Raw genomic sequence first — 19,921 nt, forward strand, 5'->3', positions numbered from 1 at the left:
GGCCGGAGCAAATTCGTCGGCTGTGCGGCTGTCACTGGTGCCGTCACACTGATCAATCTCGAAATTCGAGAATTGGCTCGTGTCGAGCTCGGAGGTGTCGGATGTGCCAGCGACCACTGCCGAACTTGCGACCGGTAGGGTCCGTGCCACGGACCAGGAGGTGGGCAGGCGAGGATGCGGGCCGAGTGGGACGTGCCGCCGGGTGTCGAGGCGGAGCGGGTGATCACCGCCGTGCTGGCCGACCTGCGCTCCGGGGAGCATCGGGGTGTGGTCGTCGACTCGCCGCCCGGGGCGGGCAAGTCGACGCTTGTGGTGCGGGCCGCCGTGGAGCTGGCCGGCGCCGGCGAGCCGCTCATGGTCATCGCGCAGACCAACGAGCAGGTGGACGACCTGATCGACCGGCTCGCCCGCAAGGCACCCGAGCTGCGGGTCGGGCGGCTCTCCGCGGGTGACTACCGGCCGTCGGCCCGGGTGCGGGCGCACGAGCAGGTCCGGGTCGCCGCGAAGGTCACCGACCTCGCGGCTTCGGCCGTCATCATCGGTACGGCCGCCAAGTGGGCCACGGTCACCGAGGGCCGCTGGCCGTGGGCGATCGTGGACGAGGCGTACCAGATGCGCTCGGACGCCCTGCTGCGAGTGGCCGGCAGGTTCGAACGGGCCCTGTTCGTGGGGGATCCGGGGCAGCTCGACCCGTTCTCCACTGTGGAGGTCGGTCGGTGGGCGGGGCTGACCTGGGATCCGATGCAGTCGGCGGTGGCGGTGCTGCTGCGGCACAACCCGCAGCTGCCGGTGCATCGGCTGCCGGTCTCGTGGCGGCTGCCCGCCTCGGCGGCCCCGGTGGTGTCGACGGCGTTCTACCCGTTCAGCGGCTTCCGGGCCGGCACCGGCTCCGCCGACCGGGCCCTGCGGTTGACCGGGGCCGGGCGCGGTGACGCGGTGGACCGGGCGGTGGAGTTGGCGACCGACACCGGCTGGGCGCTCTACGAGCTGCCGGCGCGGCACACTTTGCGTACCGATGCCGAGGCCGCCGCCGCGTGCGCCGCGCTCGCGCTGCGGGTGCTGGCGCGCGGCGCGGTCGCGGTCTGTGAGCAGGCGCCCGACGGCGCGCCGGTCACTGCGGACCGGATCGCCGTGGGGGCCGCGCACCGCGACCAGGTCGCGGCCATCCGGGCCCAGCTGGGCGAGACGGGAGCGGGCATCACCGTCGACACCGCCAACCGCCTCCAGGGCCGGGAGTACGACATGACAATCGTGCTGCACCCGCTCTCCGGCCGACGCGACGCGACCGCCTTCCACCTGGAGTCGGGGCGGCTCTGCGTGCTCGCCTCCCGGCACCGGCAGGCCTGCGTGGTGGTGGCCCGGGCCGGCATCGGTGAACTGCTCGACGCCCACCCGTCGACCGACGTGCCGCAACTGGACGTGCCGGTGAAGTTCCCCGACGGCTGGGAGGCCAACCAGGCCATCCTGGCCCACCTGCGCGCGACGGCGGTCCCGCACCAGAAATCGGGCTGATCGGCTCGTCGGAGTGCCGCCCCGGGCCTGCCCGTGGTGTCGGTGGTGTCGGTTACCGTCGGTTCATGGGGACGCAGTCCGGCGCGGCGCTGATCGGGCGGGAACATCCGGCCGGCCTGCTCCGGGCGGAGCTGGACCGCGCCACCGCCAGTCACGGCGGTCTCGTGCTGGTCGGCGGTGAGCCGGGCATCGGCAAGACGACCCTGGTGACCGCCGTCGCCGACGAGGCCCGCCGGCAGGGCGCGCTGGTCCTCGGTGCCGCCTGCTGGGATTCGGCGAGCGCTCCCGGTTACTGGCCCTGGTTGCAGGTGCTGCGTGGGTTGCGCCGGTCGGCCGCCGACTGGGCGGTGGCCCGGGAGTCCGCCGAGCCGGCCCTCGCCCTGCTGCACGGCGAGCCGGCCGGCCACCGCATGGTAAGCGGGTCGCACGGCGAGGGTGACGCGGTCGAGCAGGAGGCGTTCGCCCTCTACGACGCGGTCACCACCGCCCTGGTCGCGGTCTCCCAACGTCGGCCGGTCGTGGTGGTCCTGGACGACCTGCACTGGGCCGACGCGGCGTCCATGCGGTTGTTGCAGTTCGCCGCCCAGCACACCTGGTTCGAGCGGCTGCTGTTCGTCGGCACGTACCGGGACGCCGAGGTCGAAGCGGGTGATCATCCGCTGCGCCCGCTGTTGATGTCGCTGACCGCCAAGGCCACCCCGATCACCCTCACCGGCCTGTCCCGCGACGAGGTCGGGGTGCTGATCGCCCGCGTCACCGGGCAGGAACCCACCGCCGACTGCGTCGACGACGTCTACCGGCGCACCGGTGGCAACCCGTTCTTCGTCGAGCAGACCGCTCGGCTCTGGCACGTCGACGGCGCGGCGAGCGGCATCGCGCCCGGTGTCCGGGAGGTGGTGCGCAGACGCTTGGATCATCTGCCGGAGGCGGTGGTCCACACGCTCGTGGTCGCCGCGGTGCTCGGCCGGGAGTTCCACCGCGCGGTCCTCGCCGCCGGCGCCGGGCTGCCGCCGACCCGCCTCGACCAGCTGCTCGACGTCGCGGTGAGCGCGCGCCTCGTGCTCGCCCAGCCCGACGGCGGGTACGCCTTCGCCCACGACCTGGTCCGGGAGACCCTCTACGAGGGGCTCACCGACGACGATCGCAATGATCACCACGCGGCCGTGGTCCGTGCCGTCGACGAGCACGCCGCGCTCGCCGAGCGGCTGGTCCCCGCCGACCTGGCCCGGCACGCCTGGCTGGCCGGTGACCGGCTCGACCCGTACCGCTGCGCCGACCTGCTGATCGCCGCCGCCCGCGACGCCAGTTGCCGGCTCGCGTTGGAGGAGTCGACGGTGCACCTGCGTCGGGCGCTGGTGGTCAGCCGAAACGAGGTGCAACGGGTACGCATCATGATCGAGTTGGCCGATCGCCTTTTCCACACCGGCGATCAGGCCGAGGCGAGTCGACTGCTCGCCGAGACCACCGTGCAGGCGCTGGCGGTCGACGAACCGGCGCTGATGGCCCGCTTCGCGCTCAGCGTCTACCGACACTGTCAGCTCACCTCGCGGCCGGAGATCGACACGGAGGCGCTGGTGCGGGAGGCGTACCGGCGGCTCGTCGGGGAGCCGGGGTCCGACGTGCCGGTCGAAACCCTGGAAGTCGGCCTGATCAACGCCACCGAGGAGCTTGCCCGACGCAACCAGGACGACGACGCGCTCAGCGTCAGCCTCTGGGCCCGCCACGACGCAGCATGGGGGCCGGGGACGGCCGCCAACAGGGCGGCGCTGACCGCCGAGATCCGCGAGGTGGCCCGCCGCTCCGGTGACCAGGAAACCCCGCTCTGGGCCACGTCGCTGCGCTGGGTCGCGCTACTGGAACTCGGCGATCCGCGCTACCTCGACGAGCTCACCGCCTTCGTGACCGCCGGCCGGCAGGCCGGCAAGGTCCGGCATCAGATGGCCGCCAACATCGACAGCGGAATCATCAGCGCCTTCCGGGGCGACTTCGCGGCCGCCGAAGCCTGCTACGCCGAACTGCGCAGCCCCGTCGCGGAATCGTCGTCGGGCTTGTGGTGGGAGGGATGGGAGGACGACAAACACCTGTTCATCGACCTGCACCTGATCTGGTCGCTGTTGCTGCTGCGTGGTCGCCTCGACGAGGCGCAGGCGTTGCTCGACGGGCTTGATCCGGCCGAGCATCAGTTCCTCGACCTGCTCCACGCGGTCACCGCTGCCGAACGTGGCGGCCACCGCCACGCCGCCCGGATCACCGCCCGGTTGGAAGCGGCCGGTGGCACCTACCCGTCGGTGATCCTGCCGTTGTGGCTGCGGTTGCAGGCCCAGGTCACGGTGACCGCCCCCGATCGCTGCGAGGCCGCCCGGCAGGCCCTGCTGCCGTACCGGGGGCAGTGGCTGGTCGCCGTGTACGGCTGTGACATCAGCGGCCCGGTCGACCACTGGCTGGCCGTGGTCGACGCGGCCGACAAGCGCTGGGACGACGCCGTCGCCGGCTTCACCGCCGCCCGCGACAACGCCGACCGGATGGGTTCACGGCCCTGGTCGCTGATCGCCAGCACCGCATTGGCCGACGCGCTCATCGCCCGCGACGGCCCCGGCGACTCGGCGGTCGCCGCCGGTCTGCGCCGCGAAGCCGAGCGCGAGGCGCGCGGCCTCGACATGCGGCAGGTGCTCGCCCGGCTGGCCGCCCCCACACCCGTCGGCTCGTCTCCGGCACCGGCCGGTGGGCCATCGCCCGATTCCGGGTCGGGTGCGGGGACAACCACCCCGGCGTACGAGTTCTGCCGGGACGGGGCGGTCTGGCGACTCACGTACGGCGGCACCACCGCGTACCTGCCGGACACCAAAGGGCTCAACGACCTGCATCTGCTGCTCGGCTGCCCCGGTGTCGACGTGCCGGCGGTCGGGCTGCTCGACCCGGCCGCCGGGCCGGAACTCGTCGCCGCTCGACGGCTCGGTGGTGACGAGATTCTCGACGAGGAGGCCAGGAACCGCTACCGGCGGCACCTGGCGCTGCTCGACGACGAGATCGACCGGGCGGCGATGCGGGACGACACGGCGCGCGTGGCGACCCTCGACGACGAGCGTCGGGCCCTGATCGGCCAACTGCGCTCGGCCGCCGGCCTGGCCGGGCGCCACCGCCGCCTCGGCGACGAGGCGGAACGGGCCCGCAAGACCGTTACCGCCCGGATCCGGGACACGCTGCGCCGGCTCGACCAGCAACACCCGCCGCTCGCCGCGCACCTGCGTCAGACCATCTCCACCGGCACCGCCTGCCGCTACCAGCCCACCGAACCCGTGCCGTGGCGACGGTGACCGACCGGGTCGTGGCCGCGGTGGCCGGGCCGTGACGGTGACCGGTCTGCCGGTCCCGCCACGGCCCGGGCGCCGCGTCCTGATCAGCGGCGGTTGTAGCGGTACATGGTCAGGGTGCCGAAGACCACGATGAACAGGGCGCTCCACACCACCATCCAGGTCATGCTCGACGCGTCCGTCGTACCGCCCATCGCGGCCCGCACCGACGACACCAGGTGCGTGATCGGGTTGGCCTTGACGAACGCCTGGAGCCAGCCCGGCATGGTCGACGGGTCGACGAAGACGTTGCTGAGGAAGGTCAGCGGGAACAGCACCATCATGCTGACCCCCATCACGGACTTCTCGCTGCGCAGGACGAGCCCGAAGAACGTCCACACCCAGGAGAACGCGAACGAGAAGATCACGAGCAGGCCGATCCCGGCGAGTACGCCGAGCACCCCGCCGTCCGGGCGGAAGCCGAGCACCAGCCCGACGGTCAGGATCACCACCGCCGCCAGGATGTAGCGCAGCACGTCCCCGACGATCATGCCGACCAGCGCGGCGGGTCGCCACACCGGCAGCGTCCGGAACCGGTCGAAGACGCCCTTCTCGATGTCGGTGTTCAGCCCGACCCCGGTGTACATGGTGATCATCACGACGCTTGTCACCATGATGCCCGGCAGGAAGAACTGGAGGTAGTCACGCGGGCTGTCGGCGAGCGCCCCGCCGAACAGGTACGTGAACATCAGCACCATGATGATCGGGAACGCCGTCACGTCGAACAGCTGCTCCGGCACGTGCTTGATCTTGAGTAGGGCGCGCCAGCTGAAGGCCAGTGACGCCGCCAGCGGGCTGGGCCGCGGCGGTCGCTGCCCCGGCGCGAGAATCGTCGCCAACGCCTCGGTCGACGGCACGTAGACCGACGGTGCCCGGCCGCTCGAGGTGGCGGTGTCGCTGCTCATCGGGCTGCCTCCAAGGCTTCCGGCTCGGCTTCGGCCGGCACGGCGGGACGGTCGGTCAGGGCCAGGAAGACCTCGTCCAGGCTGGGCTGACCGAGGGAGAAGTCGTCCACCACGATCCCGGCGCGGGACAACTCGCCCAGCGCCCGGGCCGCCTGGGCGCCGGCGTCGAGGTCGCTGCCGTCGCCGCCGACCCGAGCGGTGATCGCCACCGGATCCGGATCCAGCTGCACCGGCACGTTGAGGGTGGTCCGCAGCAACTGCTCGGCGTCCGGCCGCTTCGCCGCGTCCCGTAGGCGCAGGTGGATGGTGCCGGAGCCGACCGACGACTTCAACTCGCCCGGGGTGCCCTCCGCGATCACCCGGCCGTGGTCGACCACCGCGATCCGGCTGGCCAGCTTGTCGGCTTCGTCGAGGTACTGAGTGGTAAGCAGGACGGTGGTGCCGTGGGCCACCACCGCCCGGACGATCTCCCACACCTGGTTGCGGCTGCGCGGGTCGAGCCCGGTGGTCGGTTCGTCGAGAAACAGCAGGTCGGGTGTGCTGAGGATGCTCGCCGCGATGTCGATGCGCCGCCGCATGCCGCCGGAGTACTTCTTGACCTGCCGACCGGCGGCCTCGGTCAGCCCGAACGCCTCCAGCAGCTGCTCGGCCCGCGCCCGGGCGGCCGCCTTGCCCAGACCGAGCAGCCGGCCCAGCAGGACCAGATTCTCCGTGCCGGTCAGGTCCTCGTCGACGGAGGCGTACTGGCCGGTCAGGCTGACCCGGGCGCGGACCGCGTCGGCCTCGCCGACCACGTCGTGGCCGAAGACCCGGGCCTGCCCGCCGTCCGGGCGCAGCAGCGTGGCCAGCACCCGCACCGCCGTGGTCTTGCCGGCGCCGTTCGGGCCGAGCAGCCCGTACACGGCACCGGCGGGCACCGCCAGGTCCAGTCCGGCGAGCGCATGGGTCTCGCCGAACGACTTGGTCAGCCCCGCGGCCTCGATGGCGAGGCCGGTGGCGCGTCTACTCATGATCTTGTTCTTCCTTCCGTCCGGGACGTCTGCAGGTCGCCAGGGCACCGGAGGTACGCCCGTACGCTCGACCCGCATGCTGCCCCACCACAGCGCACGCGTACGACAATTCGCAGCGTGGCCGACCACTCCTACAACGATGGCGGTCGGCCGTGGTTGTAGCCAGCTTCGCCTTACTGGCGCGAGACGGCGACCGGCCGCCGCTAGATCCGATCTAGCGGCGGCCGGCGAACAACCGTGAGGTCAGCTCGGCAGCTATCCGAAGGTGTCCGGGTGCGGGCCGGTCCGTCCGTCCTCACCCCGATCCAGCCGGGTGATCCGTTCCATGGTCGCCTCGTCCAGCGCGAAGTCGAAGATCTGGAAGTTCTCCGCCATCCGCGTCGGCGTGACCGACTTCGGGAAGACCACATCGCCGCGCTGGATGTGCCAGCGCAGCACCACCTGGGCCGGCGTGCGGCCGAGTTGCGCGGCGATGTCGGTGATGGTCGGGTCGTCGAGCACCGCACCCTGGGCGATGGGCGACCACGCCTCGGTGACGATGCCGTTCTTCGCGCCGTACGCCCGCACCTCGTCGTTGCTGAGATAGGGGTGCGCCTCGATCTGGTTGACCGCGGGCACCACCTCCGTCTCGGCGGCCAGCCGCTCCAGGTGCGGCACCTGGAAGTTGGACACCCCGATGGACCGGGCCCGGCCGTCGGCCTTGAACTCCTCCAGCACCTTCCAGGTGGAGACGAAGTCACCGTCGTAGCGGGTCGGCACCGGCCAGTGGATCAGGAACAGGTCGAGGTAGTCGGTGCGCAGCGCGTCCAGCGACGCCTGGAACGCCGCGCGGGCGTCCGCCGGACGGTGGGCGTTGTTGTTGAGCTTGCTGGTGAGGTAGACCTCCTCGCGGGCCAGCCCCGCGGTGCGTACGCCCTGACCGACCTCGGCCTCGTTGCCGTAACCCTGCGCGGTGTCGATGTGCCGGTAGCCGATGTCCAGCGCGCGGCGTACCGCCTCGGTGCTGTCGGCCGGGGAGATCTGGAACACCCCGAAGCCGAGCTGCGGGATGGTGTTGCCGTCGTTCAGCGTGACGGTCGGAATGATGTTCGCCATCGCATCGGCTTACCCGTTGACGTCGAACTTCGCACGTCGACCCGCCGCTGTCGATGCCGCTAGCCGGGTTGCACCCGAGTTTCGGCACAGGTGAGGGCTGTTATGGTTTGCCCTCGTCGGCGGTGTTCTGCGGGGAGGGAATGCGGCGTGGTAATTGCGTTCCGCGATGCGCTGGCCCAGATGTTCAAGGCTCGGTTTCCGATTCTCTACGTCGAGTCGTCCGAGGAACAGCGGGTCGTCGCCGAGGTCTGCGCCATCGCCGGGGACGCCACGGCGGTGCGTACGCCCCGCGCTGTCTGGATCTGGTCGCTGACGACCGGGTTGGTGGCGCCCGACGGCACGCCCCGCCAGGGCACCACCGATCCCGAGGCAGCCCTCGACGCCGCGTTGCGGGTCGACCAGCCGAGCGTACTGATCTTCAAGGATCTGCATCCGGCACTCGGCGCCGACGGTCGACCCGGCAGTCCCGGCCTGATCCGGCGGCTGCGGGATCTGGTCGCCGCGTTCAAGTCCGGTCCGGTGCCGCGCACCCTCGTGCTGGTCTCGCCGGTGCTGCACATCCCGGCCGAGCTGGACAAGGAGGTGACGATCGTCGACTTCCCGCTGCCCACCGAGGCGGAGATCCGGCAGGTGCTGGACGCGATGATCGCCGCCAATGCCGCCAACGGACGCATCCAGATGGTGCTGGACGACCAGGGCCGGGAACGGTTCGCCAAGGCGGCCCTCGGGCTGACCCTGCACGAGGCGGAGAACGCCTTCGCCCGGGCGATGGTCAACGACGGGATGCTCGACGCTCACGACCTCGAGGTGGTGCACGAGGAGAAGCGGCAGACCGTCCGCAAGTCGGGGCTGCTGGAGTTCGTCGAAGCCGACGTCGACCTCGACGACGTCGGTGGGCTGGAGAACCTCAAGCGGTGGCTGGCCAAGCGGGACGGATCCTGGCTGGCGGAGGCGGCCGCGTACGGGCTGCCCGCGCCGCGGGGCGTGCTGATCACCGGGGTGCCCGGGTGCGGCAAGTCGCTGACCGCGAAGGCGATCGCCGCCGCCTGGGGGCTGCCGCTGCTGCGGCTGGACATCGGTCGGGTCTTCGCCGGGCTCGTCGGCTCCAGCGAGCAGAACATGCGCACCGCCATCCGTACGGCCGAGGCCAGCGCCCCCTGCGTGCTCTGGATCGACGAGATCGAAAAGGGCTTCGCCGGTGGAACCGGGGACTCCGGCACCTCCACCCGGGTCTTCGGGTCCTTCCTGACCTGGATGCAGGAGAAGAAGCAGTCCGTCTTCGTCATCGCCACCGCCAACAACATCGAGGCGCTGCCTCCGGAGCTGCTCCGCAAGGGGCGCTTCGACGAGATCTTCTTCGTCGACCTGCCTACCCGCGCCGAACGGGCCTCGATCTGGCGGGTACACCTCGCCCGACGGCTGCGCAATCCGGCCGTCGCCGGTGGGTTGACCCTCGACGAACCGCTGCTCGCCGAACTCGCCGCACTGAGCGAGGGCTACTCGGGGGCGGAGATCGAGCAGGCGGTCGTCGGCGGGCTCTTCGACGCCTTCTCCGAGCGTCGCCCGTTGCGCCGCGACGACCTGGCCCAGTCGGTGGTGAGCATGGTGCCGCTGAGCGTCACCCAGGCCGAGCGGATCGACGCCCTGCGTACCTGGGCCGACACCCGGGCCGTCGCCGCCACCGCTGCCGAGGACTGGGACGGTGGCGCCCGGTCCGGCCTCCGCGACGAGGTCCCCCCGCCCGTCGCCCCGCCCGCTGCGCGCGGGCAGGGTGGACGAGCGGTGGAATTCTGAGTGCCATGCCGAGCACGGGAGATCGATCATGAGCATCTCGCTGGTACTGCTGCCGCTGGCCGTGGCGGCCGTGGCGGCGGCGCAGGGCGTTTCGGCCGGACGCGACGGGCAGGGCCGGGTGGTCTGCCAGGTGCAGACCCGGATGCGCGACGAGACACTGCTCGCCGCCGCGCTGCACGACACCGCCGCGGTGGTCGGCGTCGACCAGGACGCCATCACCGCGGAGTGGACGGGCGTACGGGCGAGGTTCCAGCGCGGTGCCGACGGCATCTGGACGGCGCACTTCGCCGGCGAGGTCGACGAGCAGCGGGCCGTCGAGGTGGTCCGGGCCATCGATGTCGCGTACGGGCGGCAGGTCCAGCGGGCGGTGCTGGAGCGGCTGCGCCAGCAGGCCCCCGCCGCCGGCCTGCGGCTCGAGTCCGAACAGGTCGTCGAGGACGACAGCGTACGGCTGGTGTTCGCCGTCGAGGGGCGGTCCTGATGGCCGAGCGACCGCGAATCGTGATCACCGTGAGCAGTTCGGGTGAGGTGAGCGCCGAGACGCGCGACATCTTCGGTGACCAGTGCCTGGACTATGTCGACGTGCTGGAGGACCTGCTGGCGGCCCGTACGCTCCACAGCGCCTTCACCGCCGACCACGCCCGTACCCCCATGGCCGTACGCCAGGAGAACCGTGATGTCGAGCGCGCCTGAGCCGGGGCGGTGGCCTCCCCTCACCGGTCACCCGCCACCCGGCCACCCGTCGCCGGCGGCGAAATTCTCCTGGCGTCTGATGCACAGCTGGTGGCTGCTCCTGCCGATTCTCGGCCTCAGCTGTCTCGGCGGGTTCGGCTTCCTCTACGTGGGACTGCGGGCCCGTCGGCCGGCCTGGTGGATCGCCGGCATCGGCTACCTGCTGATCGGCTGGACGGCGTTCGTCCTGACCGGTGAAACCGACTCGGAGAGCGCCCTGTCCGACTGGATGGCTGGTCTGGTGCTGGCTGTCTGGGCCGCCAGCATCGTGCATGCCTTCCTGATCAACTCCTCGTGGCTGAAGTGGCGGGCCGGACACCGTCCCTGGTACGCCGAGCAGCCACCCGGGGGACCGGGCAGCCCGTACCCGCCCGGCCCGCTCGCACCACCACCGAGCCTGAGCCCGACCGCCCCGGAATACCCGTCGACCCCGCCGATCTCTCCGGCGTACCCGTCCGAGGCGCCGACCATGCCGGTGTATCCGGCGGGGGACCCGACCTTTGCTGCCTATCCGCCGCTGCCGCAGCCGACGGACTATTTCGGACCCGGTCCGGCCGCCGGGCCGGTGCCGGACCAGCGGGTGGACGCCGGACCTCAGGCGGCGAACACCGGGCCGGTGGAGGTGAACAGCGCCGGGCCGCACGACCTTGCGGCGCTGCCCGGCTTCGATCCGCAGCGCGCCCGGCAGGTGCTCGCCGAGCGGGACCGGCGCGGGGGATTCGGCAGCCTGTCGGAGTTCGTCGCCGCCGCCGGACTGGCCCCGCACGAGTACGCCCGACTGCGGGACCGTCTGGTGTGCGCACCACCTGCACCACCCGCGCCGGGACTACCGCCGCAGGGGCGCGTACTGGATGTCTGAGCCTGTTCCGATCCCGCGCGGCCCGGCGGAGACCGTTGCCCTGGCCCGGTTCCTCGCCGCCACCCGAGCCGAGGGACCGGGCGAGCGGACCGCCATCTGGGTGCAGGGCTGCGCCATCCGCTGCCCCGGCTGTTTCAACCCGCACCTGTGGGGATTCCGGGGCGGCGAGCAGGTCGCGCCGCACGAGTTGGCGCGCCTGGTGCTCGACGCCGGCACCGACGGGCTGACGCTGTTGGGCGGCGAACCCTTCGACCAGGCGGCAGCCCTGGCCCGGGTGGCCGCCGAGGTGGGGGCGGCCGGACGCTCGGTGATGACCTTCACCGGCTACACCCGGTCGCAGTTGGACGCGGCGGTGGACGCCGGACGTACCGACGTCGCCGCGCTGCTCGCGGCGACCGACCTGCTGGTGGCCGGCCCGTTCCAGGCGGACCGGATCGACATCCGCCGCCCGTGGGTGGGCTCCACGAATCAGGAGTTCGTGGTGCTCAGCGACCGGTTCCCGGATCTGTTGGACGAGCTGCCGGCGAACCCCGACCGGGTCGAGATCACCGTGGACCCGGCCGGGCGGGTCGCGGTGAACGGGTGGGCCGACCCGGACGCCCTCGACGAACTGCTGGCGGGTCTGCGGGCCTCACACCGGTGAACCGGCGCTGACCTGCGCCGATCGGTGACATCGGATACCGTCACTCCGGAGCAGTCATCGGGGCAGATGAGTGCCTGGGACGAACGTCTATGTGACTCGGCTGAACAGGTGCTTTGCGGTGCCGCCCCGGTGCAGCAGGATTGACGAACAATCCGGCGCACGGGGGTGCGGGGAGCCGGATATCCACAGAGGAAGGACGTGGCACATCGTGGTGCCTTTCTCAGGTAGGCGGGTGGTCGCCGCTATCGCGGCCAGCACTCTCCTCGGCACGATGGCGCTGGCCGGCCCGGCGCAGGCCAGCCCGAACAACAACACCGTCGACAAGCTGACCAAGGCGGTGACGGTCAAGGGGGTGCTCAAGCACCTCGACAAGTTCCAGGACATCGCCAACGCCAACAACGGCACCCGCGCCTCCGGGACCCCGGGTTACGACGCGAGCGCCGACTATGTGGTCGGGCTGCTGAAGAAGGCCGGCTACCAGGTCAGCCGGCAGCAGTTCGACTTCGCGTTCTACGAGGAGTTCGGCTCGTCGTTCGCGCAGGTGGCGCCGACCGCCACCACGTACGTCGACGGGGTCGACTACACGCTGATGGACTACTCCGGCGCTGGCGTCGCCCAGGGCCTCGTCGTCCCGGTGGACCTCGCCCTCGACCCGCCGCGCGCGTCGACGTCGGGCTGTGAGGCAAGCGACTTCGCCGGCGTGGACGTCGCCGGCAAGATCGCTCTGCTGCAGCGGGGCACCTGCGCCTTCGGCGACAAGGTCGTCAACGCGGAGGCCGCCGGCGCGATCGGCGCCATCGTGATGAACCAGGGCAACGGTACGCCGGAGGCCAACGCCGACCGCTACGACCTGTTCGCCGGCACCCTCGGCGCCCCGGTCGGCATCCCGACGGTCTCGGTGTCCTACAACACCGGTGCGCAGTTCGCGACGACGCCGGGCCTCACCCTGCGGATCGAGGCCGACACCACCTCGGAGATCCGCAGCACCGAGAACGTCATCGCCCAGAGCAAGCACGGCCGCACCGACAACGTCGTCATGGCCGGGGCGCACCTCGACTCGGACCCGGCCGGCCCGGGCTTCAACGACAACGCCACCGGCAGCGCCGCGCTGCTGGAGGTCGCGCTCCAGATGGCGAAGGTCAAGCCGTACAACGCGGTCCGTTTCGCCTGGTGGGGTGCGGAGGAGGCGGGTCTGATCGGCTCGCAGTACTACGTGGACAGCCTGAGCGAGCAGCAGGTCGCCGACATCGCCCTCTACCTCAACTTCGACATGATCGGCTCGCCGAACTACGTGTTCGGGGTGTACGACGGTGACGACTCGGCGCAGGAGGGTTCCGGCCCGGGGCCGGAGGGTTCGGCGCAGATCGAGAAGGTCTTCGAGAAGTTCTTCGCCTCCCGGAAGCTGCCCACGGTGGCCTCCGACTTCACCGGTCGCTCGGACTACGGCGCGTTCATCGACGTCAACATCCCCGCCGGTGGTCTGTTCACCGGGGCGGAAGGCGTCAAGACGGCCGAGGAAGCCGCCCTCTTCGGCGGTGTGGCGGGAGTCGCCTACGACCCCTGCTACCACCTGGCCTGCGACAGCCGTACGCCGGTCGCCGACGGGGCCGACGCGGCGGTGTACAAGTCGCTGGGCAAGAAGTACAAGCTCCACGGCAACGTCAACGTGTTCGCGCTCGACGTCAACTCCGACGCGGTCGCCGCCTCGGTGATCACCTTTGCCTTCGACACCTCGGCCGTCAACGGCGTGCCGGGCAAGGCACCTGGAAAGGGCAAGGGTAAGGGCAAGGGGCACAAGCATCACCACAAGCACGGCCACAAGCACCACTGGAAGTAGGCCGGCTCAGCTCGAAAGGAGGGGCCCCTTCTTAACGCCTGCGGCAGAGGAGGGGCCCCTTATTAACGCGTTCGGGTAACGCTAGGCGCAGACCGTCACTGCGGTGGCCGGCCCGATCGGGTCAACCGCCAGTACTGGCGCTTGGCGTCGTCGCGGACCACCACGCCGTAGCGGCCGAGTTCCGCGCGCAACTCCCGCGCCTCGTCGCGACGGTCCCGCTCCAACGCCTCCTGCCGAGCCCGCAGCAGCGCGTCCGCGCCGGTCGGCAGGCCGGGCAGGTCGGGCACCCAGCGCCGGTACTCGTCCCGGTGCGGATCGGTGTCCGCCCACGGCCAGCCGTGCTCCTGCAACGCCGCGGCCAGTCGGTCGGCCGGCAGGTCGGACCGTTGCCGGACCAGTTCACCGGCGTCACCGTCGAGCAGCACCAGATCCTTGCCGTCGACGAACGCCACCCGGGTACGCGACCGGGGAACCTCCTGCTCGGTGTCGCCGTGACGCAGCCGGATCCGGGTGCCGTCCACTGTGACAAGCACCCGGTCGGCGGTGCCCAGCGCGGCGATCACCAGCCCGGCCAGCACTCCCAGCCCCACGCCGCCGCCCATGGCGTACCCGTCGGGCAGCCCGTCGACCAGCCGGAACAGACCCTGGGCGGGTGCCCAGGCCAGACCCGTCACCCAGCCCGCCCCGGCGGCCAGCAGTCCACCCGCCGCGGCACCGACGATCGGGAATCCGCCCCAGAGCACCACCAGTTCCCCGACACCGTCGCCGACCACCGTCGGTTCCCCGTACGCCGTCACGTCACCTCCTGGCGCATCGTGCGGACCAGCCCGGCGGCCAAGGGTACGACCAGCCACACCAGCAACGAAACCGCGAGCCGCTGCCACTGGCCGCTGGTCATTTCGGGGGTGAACAGCGGTTCCATCGTCCGGTTGGTGTCCAGCCACTCGCCGGCGCGGTACAGCGGCTGGACCAGAGCGCCCAGGATGGACCACGCGATGGGCAGCACCAGGTAGGCCACGATGGCCAGTGGGGTGTGCAGCAACAGCAGGCCGAAGCCCGCCCCGATCAGGGCGGTGGAGACCTGGAGCACGACGGCGTGCACGATCAGCATCCCGTCGAGGCGCCAGGTGCCCGCCCCGCCGGTCGCCTCGGCGATCAGTGTCGCGACGGCCGCGACGGCCAGGCTGACCAGCACCGAGGCCAGCGCCGCCAGCACCACCGCGGTGAGCTTGGCGATGATCACCCGCTCCCGACGGGGAACCAGCGCGAAGGTGGTCAGCGCGGTGCGCTGCGACCACTCGGTGGTGATCGACAGGATGCCCAGCACCGGCAGCAGCACCCCGACCGGGAACAGCGACGGGACGAAGAAGTTGGCGAAGGTCTGCTCGTCGTCCGGCGCGTACGCCAGTTGCAGGGCGATGATGCCGGCGGCGACCACCCCGATGGCGATCAGCAGCCAGCGGCCGGCCCGGGTGTTGACGAGCTTGCGCAGCTCGACCACGGTCAGCCGGCTCATGGGCGGCCGGGGCTGCCCGGCGGCGACATCCTGGCCCACGGCGGGGTCGATGGTGGCGGTCATCGGACGATCTCCTCGGTGGGCAGGACGGCGGCGGACCGGGCCGAGGTCGGGCCGGTGGCGGTCTCGGCGGACCGGGTCGAGGTCGGGCCGGTAGCGGCCTCGGCGGTGAGGGTGAGGAAGAGCTGCTCCAGACCGCCCGCGCCGGCCGGACGCAACTCGGTCAGGGCGACCCCGGCCGCGGCAGCGGCCAGCCCGACCGCCTCGCTGTCGGCGCTCACCAGCAGCCCGTCGGTGCTGTCGCCGACCGGCAGACCGGCTCGCTCCAGCGCGTCGCGCAGCGCCGCACGGTCGCGGGCGCGCACCAGGGTGCCGCTGCCGGCGAGCAGTTCCTCCTTGCTGCCCTGCGCCACGACCCGGCCACCCCCGATCACCACCAGCCGGTCCGCGACCGCCTCCACCTCGCGCAGCAGGTGGGAGGAGAGCAGCACGGTGCCACCCCGGTCGGCGAAGTCGCGCAGCAGCCCGCGCATCCAGAAGATGCCCTCCGGGTCCAGCCCGTTGGCCGGCTCGTCCAGCACCAGCACCGCAGGATCGCCGAGCAGCGCGTGCGCCAGGCCGAGCCGCTGCCGCATGCCCAGGGAGTACGCCCGCACCCGGCGCCGGGCCGCCGCCCCGTTGAGGCCGACCCGGTCGAGCAACTCGCCGACCGCCCGTCGGTCCACGCCCATCGTGGCGGCGGACAGGGCCAGCGCCTCCCGCCCGGTCCGCCCGGCGTGCTGCGCGGAGGCGTCCAGCAGGACGCCGACCGTACGGCCGGGGTTGGGCAGGTGGCGGTACGGGTGTCCGGCCACCGTGGCGGTGCCGGAGGTCGGCGGGGTGAGCCCGCAGATCATCCGCATCGTGGTGGACTTGCCGGCCCCGTTGGGGCCGAGGAAGCCGGTCACCGTGCCCGGCTCGCAGTGGAACGACACGTCGTCGACGGCGGTGTGCCGTCCGTACCGTTTGGTGAGCTGCTGTACCGCGATCATGCCGGTCAGCCTGCCCGGGCCACCCGGTCGTGCGCAGCGGCCGACGGTCTGCCGTCGCGTCGACCAAGGTCGACGCCGAGGTCTCGACTTTGGTAGCTGGTCGGCCCTGCGGCGGCTGCCTACCATTGCGCCTGTGACCAGCGCCGCCGTCCTCGAACACCCCGGGTTGCTGCCCGGGGCGCTGGACCCGACGCGCCCGCACGCCCGCCGTACGGCCCGGGACTGGCTGGTCGACAGCCTCTGCTTCGTGGCGGCTCTCGGCTGGGTGGTGGTGGCGACCCTGGATGCCGCCTCCCCGGTACCGAGCTACGCCGAGCGGCTGCCGTACCCGTGGATGATCCCCGCGGACGCGGTGATCGGGGTGGCCTTGGCGGTGGCGCTCTGGTTCCGCCGCCGCTGGCCGGTCGGGCTGGCGGTGGCCACCCTGCCACTGTCGGCGTTCTCGATGACCTCCGTGGTCTCGCTGCTGGTCATCTACTTCACGGTCGTGGTGCACCGGCGTACCGCGGTGGCGCTGGCGGTCACCGCGGGTGGCCTGGTGGCGAACATGTTCTTCGCGCTGTTGCGTCCCGATCCCGACCTGGCGTACTGGCCGACCACCACCTGGGGGGTGGCGATCACGCTGCTGGTGCTGGCCTGGGGGATGTTCGTGCGGGCCCGCCGGCAGTTGGTGCTGTCGCTGCGGGAGCGCGCCGAGCGGGCCGAGGCCGAGCAGCAACTGCGGGTGGCCCAGGCCCAGCAGGTGGAGCGCACCCGCATCGCCCGGGAGATGCACGACGTGCTGGCCCACCGCATCTCGCTGCTCAGCCTGCACGCCGGTGCGCTGGAGTTCCGTCCCGACGCGCCCGCCGAGGAGGTGGCGCGGGCGGCCGGGGTGATCCGCAGCAGCGCCCACGCCGCGTTGCAGGACCTGCGCGAGGTGATCGGCGTGCTGCGGGCCGAGGGTTCGCTCGCCACGGAACCGGAACGCCCCCAACCCACCATCGCGGACCTGCCCACCCTGGTCGCCGAATCCCGGGCCGCCGGGGTCCGGGTCGATCTGCACGACGAGGTGTCCGCCGCCGACGAGCTGCCCGCCGCGACCGGCCGGACCGCCTACCGGATCGTGCAGGAAGGGCTGACCAACGCCCGCAAGCACGCCCGTGGCGCGGCGGTCACCGTGGGGCTGCGCGGCGCACCGGCCGAGGGGTTGAGCGTGGAGATCCGTAACCGGTGGCCGGTGGGCGAGCCGGACACCGACGCCATCCCCGGTGCCGGCACCGGACTGATCGGCATCGCCGAGCGGGTGCACCTCGCCGGCGGGCGGCTGGAACACGGCCGTGACGGCAGCGGCGACTTCCGCCTGGCCGCCTGGCTGCCCTGGCCGGCGACGTGAGCGGCGGACCGGTGGGCGAGCAGGCCCGGTCGGAGTCGCCCGACGCGGCGCTGCGGCCGGTGCGGATCCTGATCGTGGACGACGACGCCCTGGTCCGGGCCGGGCTGTCGATGATCCTCGGCGGTACGCCCGACCTGACGGTCGTCGGGGAGGCGGCCGACGGCAGCGAGGTGATGGCCGCGACCGCCGCCTGCCGGCCGGACGTGGTGCTGATGGACATCCGGATGCCCCGGCTGGACGGGCTGGCCGCCACCGAGCTGCTGCGGGCGCTGCCCAAGCCGCCCGAGGTGCTCGTGCTGACCACCTTCGACGCGGACGAGCACGTGCTGCGGGCACTGCGGGCCGGTGCCGGTGGCTTCCTGCTCAAGGACACGCCACCTGCGGAGATCGTCCGGGCGGTACGCCGAGTGGCGGCGGGGGAGGCGACCCTGTCCCCGACGGTCACCCGCACCCTGATCGCCCACGTCACGGCGGGCACCGCCGCCGATCCGCGCCGGGACCGGGCGGCCCACCTGCTCGCCGGGCTCACCGAACGGGAGCGGGCCGTCGCGGTGGCCCTCGGGCGAGGGCGCACCAACGCCGAGATCGCCGCCGAGCTGTTCATGAGCGTCGCCACCGTGAAGGCGTACGTCTCTCGGCTGTTGACCCGCCTCGACCTGAACAACCGGGTGCAGGTCGCGCTGCTCGTGCACGACGCCGGGCTGGTCTGAGTCGAATTCGGCCAAGGCCGGTGAACGGCGTTGAACTATCCCGCCCCGGGGGCCGTACCAATGGTTGAGGTGCGCTGCTCAAGCGCACCGCCACCTCAGTTGCGGGAGGCCTGCCGTGCGAGTTGATGAGCAGTCGACGGATCCCATCGATCAGATTCTGGGTGAGTTGCCGGTGCCGACGCCGCTGACCCCCGAGGATGTCCGGCTGGCGGTCCGGGCGGTGGTGGTACACGCGGCCGAGGAGTGGCCCTCCGGGGCGCTGTGCCGCAACGACGGATCCCGGTTCCCCTGCCGTCTGCACCGCTGGGGTCGGCAGGTGCTGCTGAACCACGGGCTCAACGAGCGACAGCTCGACGCCCTCATCCGGCACGGCAACCCGTTCGTACACGTGCCGTTCCCGTTTCTGGTGAACGGACCCAACCCGGGACGTACCCCGGCGGCGCGTCCGTCGGGCGGCGACCGGACCGCTTCCCACCCAGGGCGGACCGCCGACCGGGCCGCCGGGTATCCGCCACGCCAGGGCCTCGCCGCCGGCTATCCGGCGCGGGGTCCGGTTCCCCGGGTGGCGGCTCCCCCGGTGCGGGCCGGCGCCCGCACCGCCGGTACCGGCCGGCCGGTGGCACCCCCCGCCACCGCGCCGCGCTGGCCACGGGCGAGTTGAGAGGGCTCGCCCGCCGGCGGTACGACGCCGGCCCGGGGTGCGGGTTGGTTCCCCCCGCCTGACCCCGGGCCGGCGTCGCTCCCTCAGCGGTTACCGGCGGGGATTCCGCAGTCGGGGGCGGCCCAGTAGGTGTTGTTCGTGACGCCGTCCCGGTTGTTCTCCCGCCGCGAGTCGACGTGGACGTGGGTGTTGTGGCCCGACACGCCGGGCCCGATGATGCCGCTGAACCCGTGGTTGCGGGCGGCGCGGGCGACGTCGCACAGCGACCGGTCCCGTGAGATCAGGTCGGCGGCGTTGCCGTAGAGGTGCTGGCTGTTCGACGCGCCGCCCACCTGGCTGTTGCAGGTACTGCTGCGGAAGCCACTGGTGACGATCAGCGGCTTGTCGCCGAGGCTCTTGCGCAGCGCCTCCAGCTTCCACATCGTGCGCAACGCGTTCTGCCGGGTCTGCGCCGTCGTCAACGGGCCACCGGTCCAGCCGCCCCGGCCGCAGCCGTCGTCCATCTCGGCCCAGTTGAAGTGCCGGGGCGTGCAGTCGTTGTCCTGGAGCTGGTACAGCTTCGCGAAGGTCTGCGGGCCGGCGATCCCGTCGGCGGTGAGACCGTACGCCGACTGGAACCGGCGTACCGCGGCGGCGGTCTTCGGGCCGTACCGGCCGTCGAGTTCGACGATGTCGCGGTTGCCCGCCCAGCCGGCCACCCGCAGTTGCAGCTCCCGCACGTCGCTGCCGGAACGCCCCTGGGAGAGGGTGCGGTCCCAGGTGTAACAGGCGTCGGCATGGGCCGCTGGCGCGGCGACCACGGAGGCGATCGCGGCGCCCGGCAGAGCCAGGGCGAGGGCGACCAGAACCCGTTTCAAGCTGTGTACGCGCACAGAAGTCCTCCCGATAAGA

The 19,921-nt window shown here is 72.1% G+C and carries 18 protein-coding genes; 11 read left to right on the forward strand and 7 right to left on the reverse strand.

Going from position 1 to position 19,921, the window contains the following annotated elements:
• The first annotated feature begins 174 nt into the window (after nt 1–174).
• Together VAB18032_RS05555 and VAB18032_RS05560 are read left to right on the forward strand one after the other, a co-directional pair.
• Nucleotides 175–1,512 (forward strand): AAA domain-containing protein, encoded by a 1,338-nt coding sequence (locus VAB18032_RS05555; RefSeq protein ID WP_013731812.1) that lies wholly within the window; start codon nt 175–177, stop codon nt 1,510–1,512.
• 65 nt (nt 1,513–1,577) lie between these two features.
• On the forward strand, nt 1,578–4,826 hold the full coding sequence (locus VAB18032_RS05560; protein ID WP_013731813.1) for an ATP-binding protein: 3,249 nt from the start codon (nt 1,578–1,580) through the stop codon (nt 4,824–4,826).
• A gap of 83 nt (nt 4,827–4,909) precedes the next feature.
• On the opposite strand, the gene VAB18032_RS05565 is transcribed toward VAB18032_RS05560, so the two are convergent.
• From VAB18032_RS05565 to VAB18032_RS05575, 3 genes are all read right to left on the reverse strand, one after another.
• Complete coding sequence (locus VAB18032_RS05565; protein WP_013731814.1) at nt 4,910–5,767, reverse strand: ABC transporter permease; 858 nt, start codon at nt 5,765–5,767, stop codon at nt 4,910–4,912.
• Nucleotides 5,764–6,777: a daunorubicin resistance protein DrrA family ABC transporter ATP-binding protein gene (locus VAB18032_RS05570; protein ID WP_013731815.1), complete on the reverse strand. Its 1,014-nt coding sequence runs from the start codon at nt 6,775–6,777 to the stop codon at nt 5,764–5,766. Before VAB18032_RS05570 ends, VAB18032_RS05565 begins: the two co-directional genes overlap by 4 nt.
• 255 nt (nt 6,778–7,032) lie before the next feature.
• The gene (locus VAB18032_RS05575) at nt 7,033–7,872 is read right to left on the reverse strand and encodes an aldo/keto reductase (RefSeq protein ID WP_013731816.1); all 840 of its coding nucleotides are present in this window, start codon (nt 7,870–7,872) and stop codon (nt 7,033–7,035) included.
• Between the two features lie 147 nt (nt 7,873–8,019).
• On the opposite strand from VAB18032_RS05575, the gene VAB18032_RS05580 reads away from it, so the two are divergent.
• The 6 genes from VAB18032_RS05580 to VAB18032_RS05605 all read left to right on the forward strand — a co-directional run bounded on the left by VAB18032_RS05580 (nt 8,020) and on the right by VAB18032_RS05605 (nt 13,737).
• Complete coding sequence (locus VAB18032_RS05580; protein WP_013731817.1) at nt 8,020–9,666, forward strand: AAA family ATPase; 1,647 nt, start codon at nt 8,020–8,022, stop codon at nt 9,664–9,666.
• Between the two features lie 28 nt (nt 9,667–9,694).
• The gene (locus VAB18032_RS05585; RefSeq protein WP_013731818.1) at nt 9,695–10,147 is read left to right on the forward strand and encodes a hypothetical protein; all 453 of its coding nucleotides are present in this window, start codon (nt 9,695–9,697) and stop codon (nt 10,145–10,147) included.
• The gene (locus VAB18032_RS05590; protein WP_013731819.1) at nt 10,147–10,359 is read left to right on the forward strand and encodes a DUF2997 domain-containing protein; all 213 of its coding nucleotides are present in this window, start codon (nt 10,147–10,149) and stop codon (nt 10,357–10,359) included. Before VAB18032_RS05585 ends, VAB18032_RS05590 begins: the two co-directional genes overlap by 1 nt.
• A complete protein-coding gene (locus VAB18032_RS05595; RefSeq protein WP_081476029.1) occupies nt 10,343–11,257 on the forward strand; it encodes a ComEA family DNA-binding protein in 915 nt (304 codons plus the stop codon). Before VAB18032_RS05590 ends, VAB18032_RS05595 begins: the two co-directional genes overlap by 17 nt.
• Nucleotides 11,250–11,900, forward strand: a complete 651-nt coding sequence (locus tag VAB18032_RS05600) for a 4Fe-4S single cluster domain-containing protein (RefSeq protein ID WP_013731821.1) — start codon at nt 11,250–11,252, stop codon at nt 11,898–11,900. Before VAB18032_RS05595 ends, VAB18032_RS05600 begins: the two co-directional genes overlap by 8 nt.
• A gap of 232 nt (nt 11,901–12,132) precedes the next feature.
• The gene (locus VAB18032_RS05605) at nt 12,133–13,737 is read left to right on the forward strand and encodes a M28 family metallopeptidase (protein WP_013731822.1); all 1,605 of its coding nucleotides are present in this window, start codon (nt 12,133–12,135) and stop codon (nt 13,735–13,737) included.
• A gap of 95 nt (nt 13,738–13,832) precedes the next feature.
• Here the strand turns inward: VAB18032_RS05605 and VAB18032_RS05610 are convergent, their stop codons facing one another.
• Genes VAB18032_RS05610 through VAB18032_RS05620 form a run of 3 tightly spaced genes read right to left on the reverse strand, consistent with a single transcriptional unit; the run spans nt 13,833 to nt 16,284 of the window.
• Nucleotides 13,833–14,534, reverse strand: a complete 702-nt coding sequence (locus VAB18032_RS05610; RefSeq protein ID WP_013731823.1) for a YqeB family protein — start codon at nt 14,532–14,534, stop codon at nt 13,833–13,835.
• Nucleotides 14,531–15,316 (reverse strand): ABC-2 transporter permease, encoded by a 786-nt coding sequence (locus VAB18032_RS05615; RefSeq protein ID WP_013731824.1) that lies wholly within the window; start codon nt 15,314–15,316, stop codon nt 14,531–14,533. Before VAB18032_RS05615 ends, VAB18032_RS05610 begins: the two co-directional genes overlap by 4 nt.
• A complete protein-coding gene (locus VAB18032_RS05620) occupies nt 15,313–16,284 on the reverse strand; it encodes an ABC transporter ATP-binding protein (RefSeq protein ID WP_013731825.1) in 972 nt (323 codons plus the stop codon). Before VAB18032_RS05620 ends, VAB18032_RS05615 begins: the two co-directional genes overlap by 4 nt.
• Nucleotides 16,285–16,417: 133 nt before the next feature.
• Between VAB18032_RS05620 and VAB18032_RS05625 the strand changes: the two genes are divergently transcribed.
• The 3 genes from VAB18032_RS05625 to VAB18032_RS05635 all read left to right on the forward strand — a co-directional run bounded on the left by VAB18032_RS05625 (nt 16,418) and on the right by VAB18032_RS05635 (nt 19,030).
• A complete protein-coding gene (locus VAB18032_RS05625; protein ID WP_013731826.1) occupies nt 16,418–17,659 on the forward strand; it encodes a sensor histidine kinase in 1,242 nt (413 codons plus the stop codon).
• Nucleotides 17,635–18,369, forward strand: coding sequence for a response regulator (locus VAB18032_RS05630; protein ID WP_081476030.1), 735 nt, complete (start codon nt 17,635–17,637; stop codon nt 18,367–18,369). Before VAB18032_RS05625 ends, VAB18032_RS05630 begins: the two co-directional genes overlap by 25 nt.
• A gap of 115 nt (nt 18,370–18,484) precedes the next feature.
• Complete coding sequence (locus tag VAB18032_RS05635; RefSeq protein ID WP_013731828.1) at nt 18,485–19,030, forward strand: hypothetical protein; 546 nt, start codon at nt 18,485–18,487, stop codon at nt 19,028–19,030.
• 83 nt (nt 19,031–19,113) lie between these two features.
• Here VAB18032_RS05635 and VAB18032_RS33140 read toward each other — a convergent pair whose 3' ends face one another.
• Nucleotides 19,114–19,902 carry a M15 family metallopeptidase gene (locus VAB18032_RS33140; protein ID WP_013731829.1) on the reverse strand — a complete coding sequence of 263 codons (789 nt, stop codon included), beginning with the start codon at nt 19,900–19,902 and terminating at the stop codon, nt 19,114–19,116.
• Nucleotides 19,903–19,921: the final 19 nt, after the last annotated feature.

It is taken from the genome of Micromonospora maris AB-18-032, assembly GCF_000204155.1.
GTDB classification, from domain to species: Bacteria; Actinomycetota; Actinomycetes; order Mycobacteriales; family Micromonosporaceae; genus Micromonospora; species Micromonospora gifhornensis.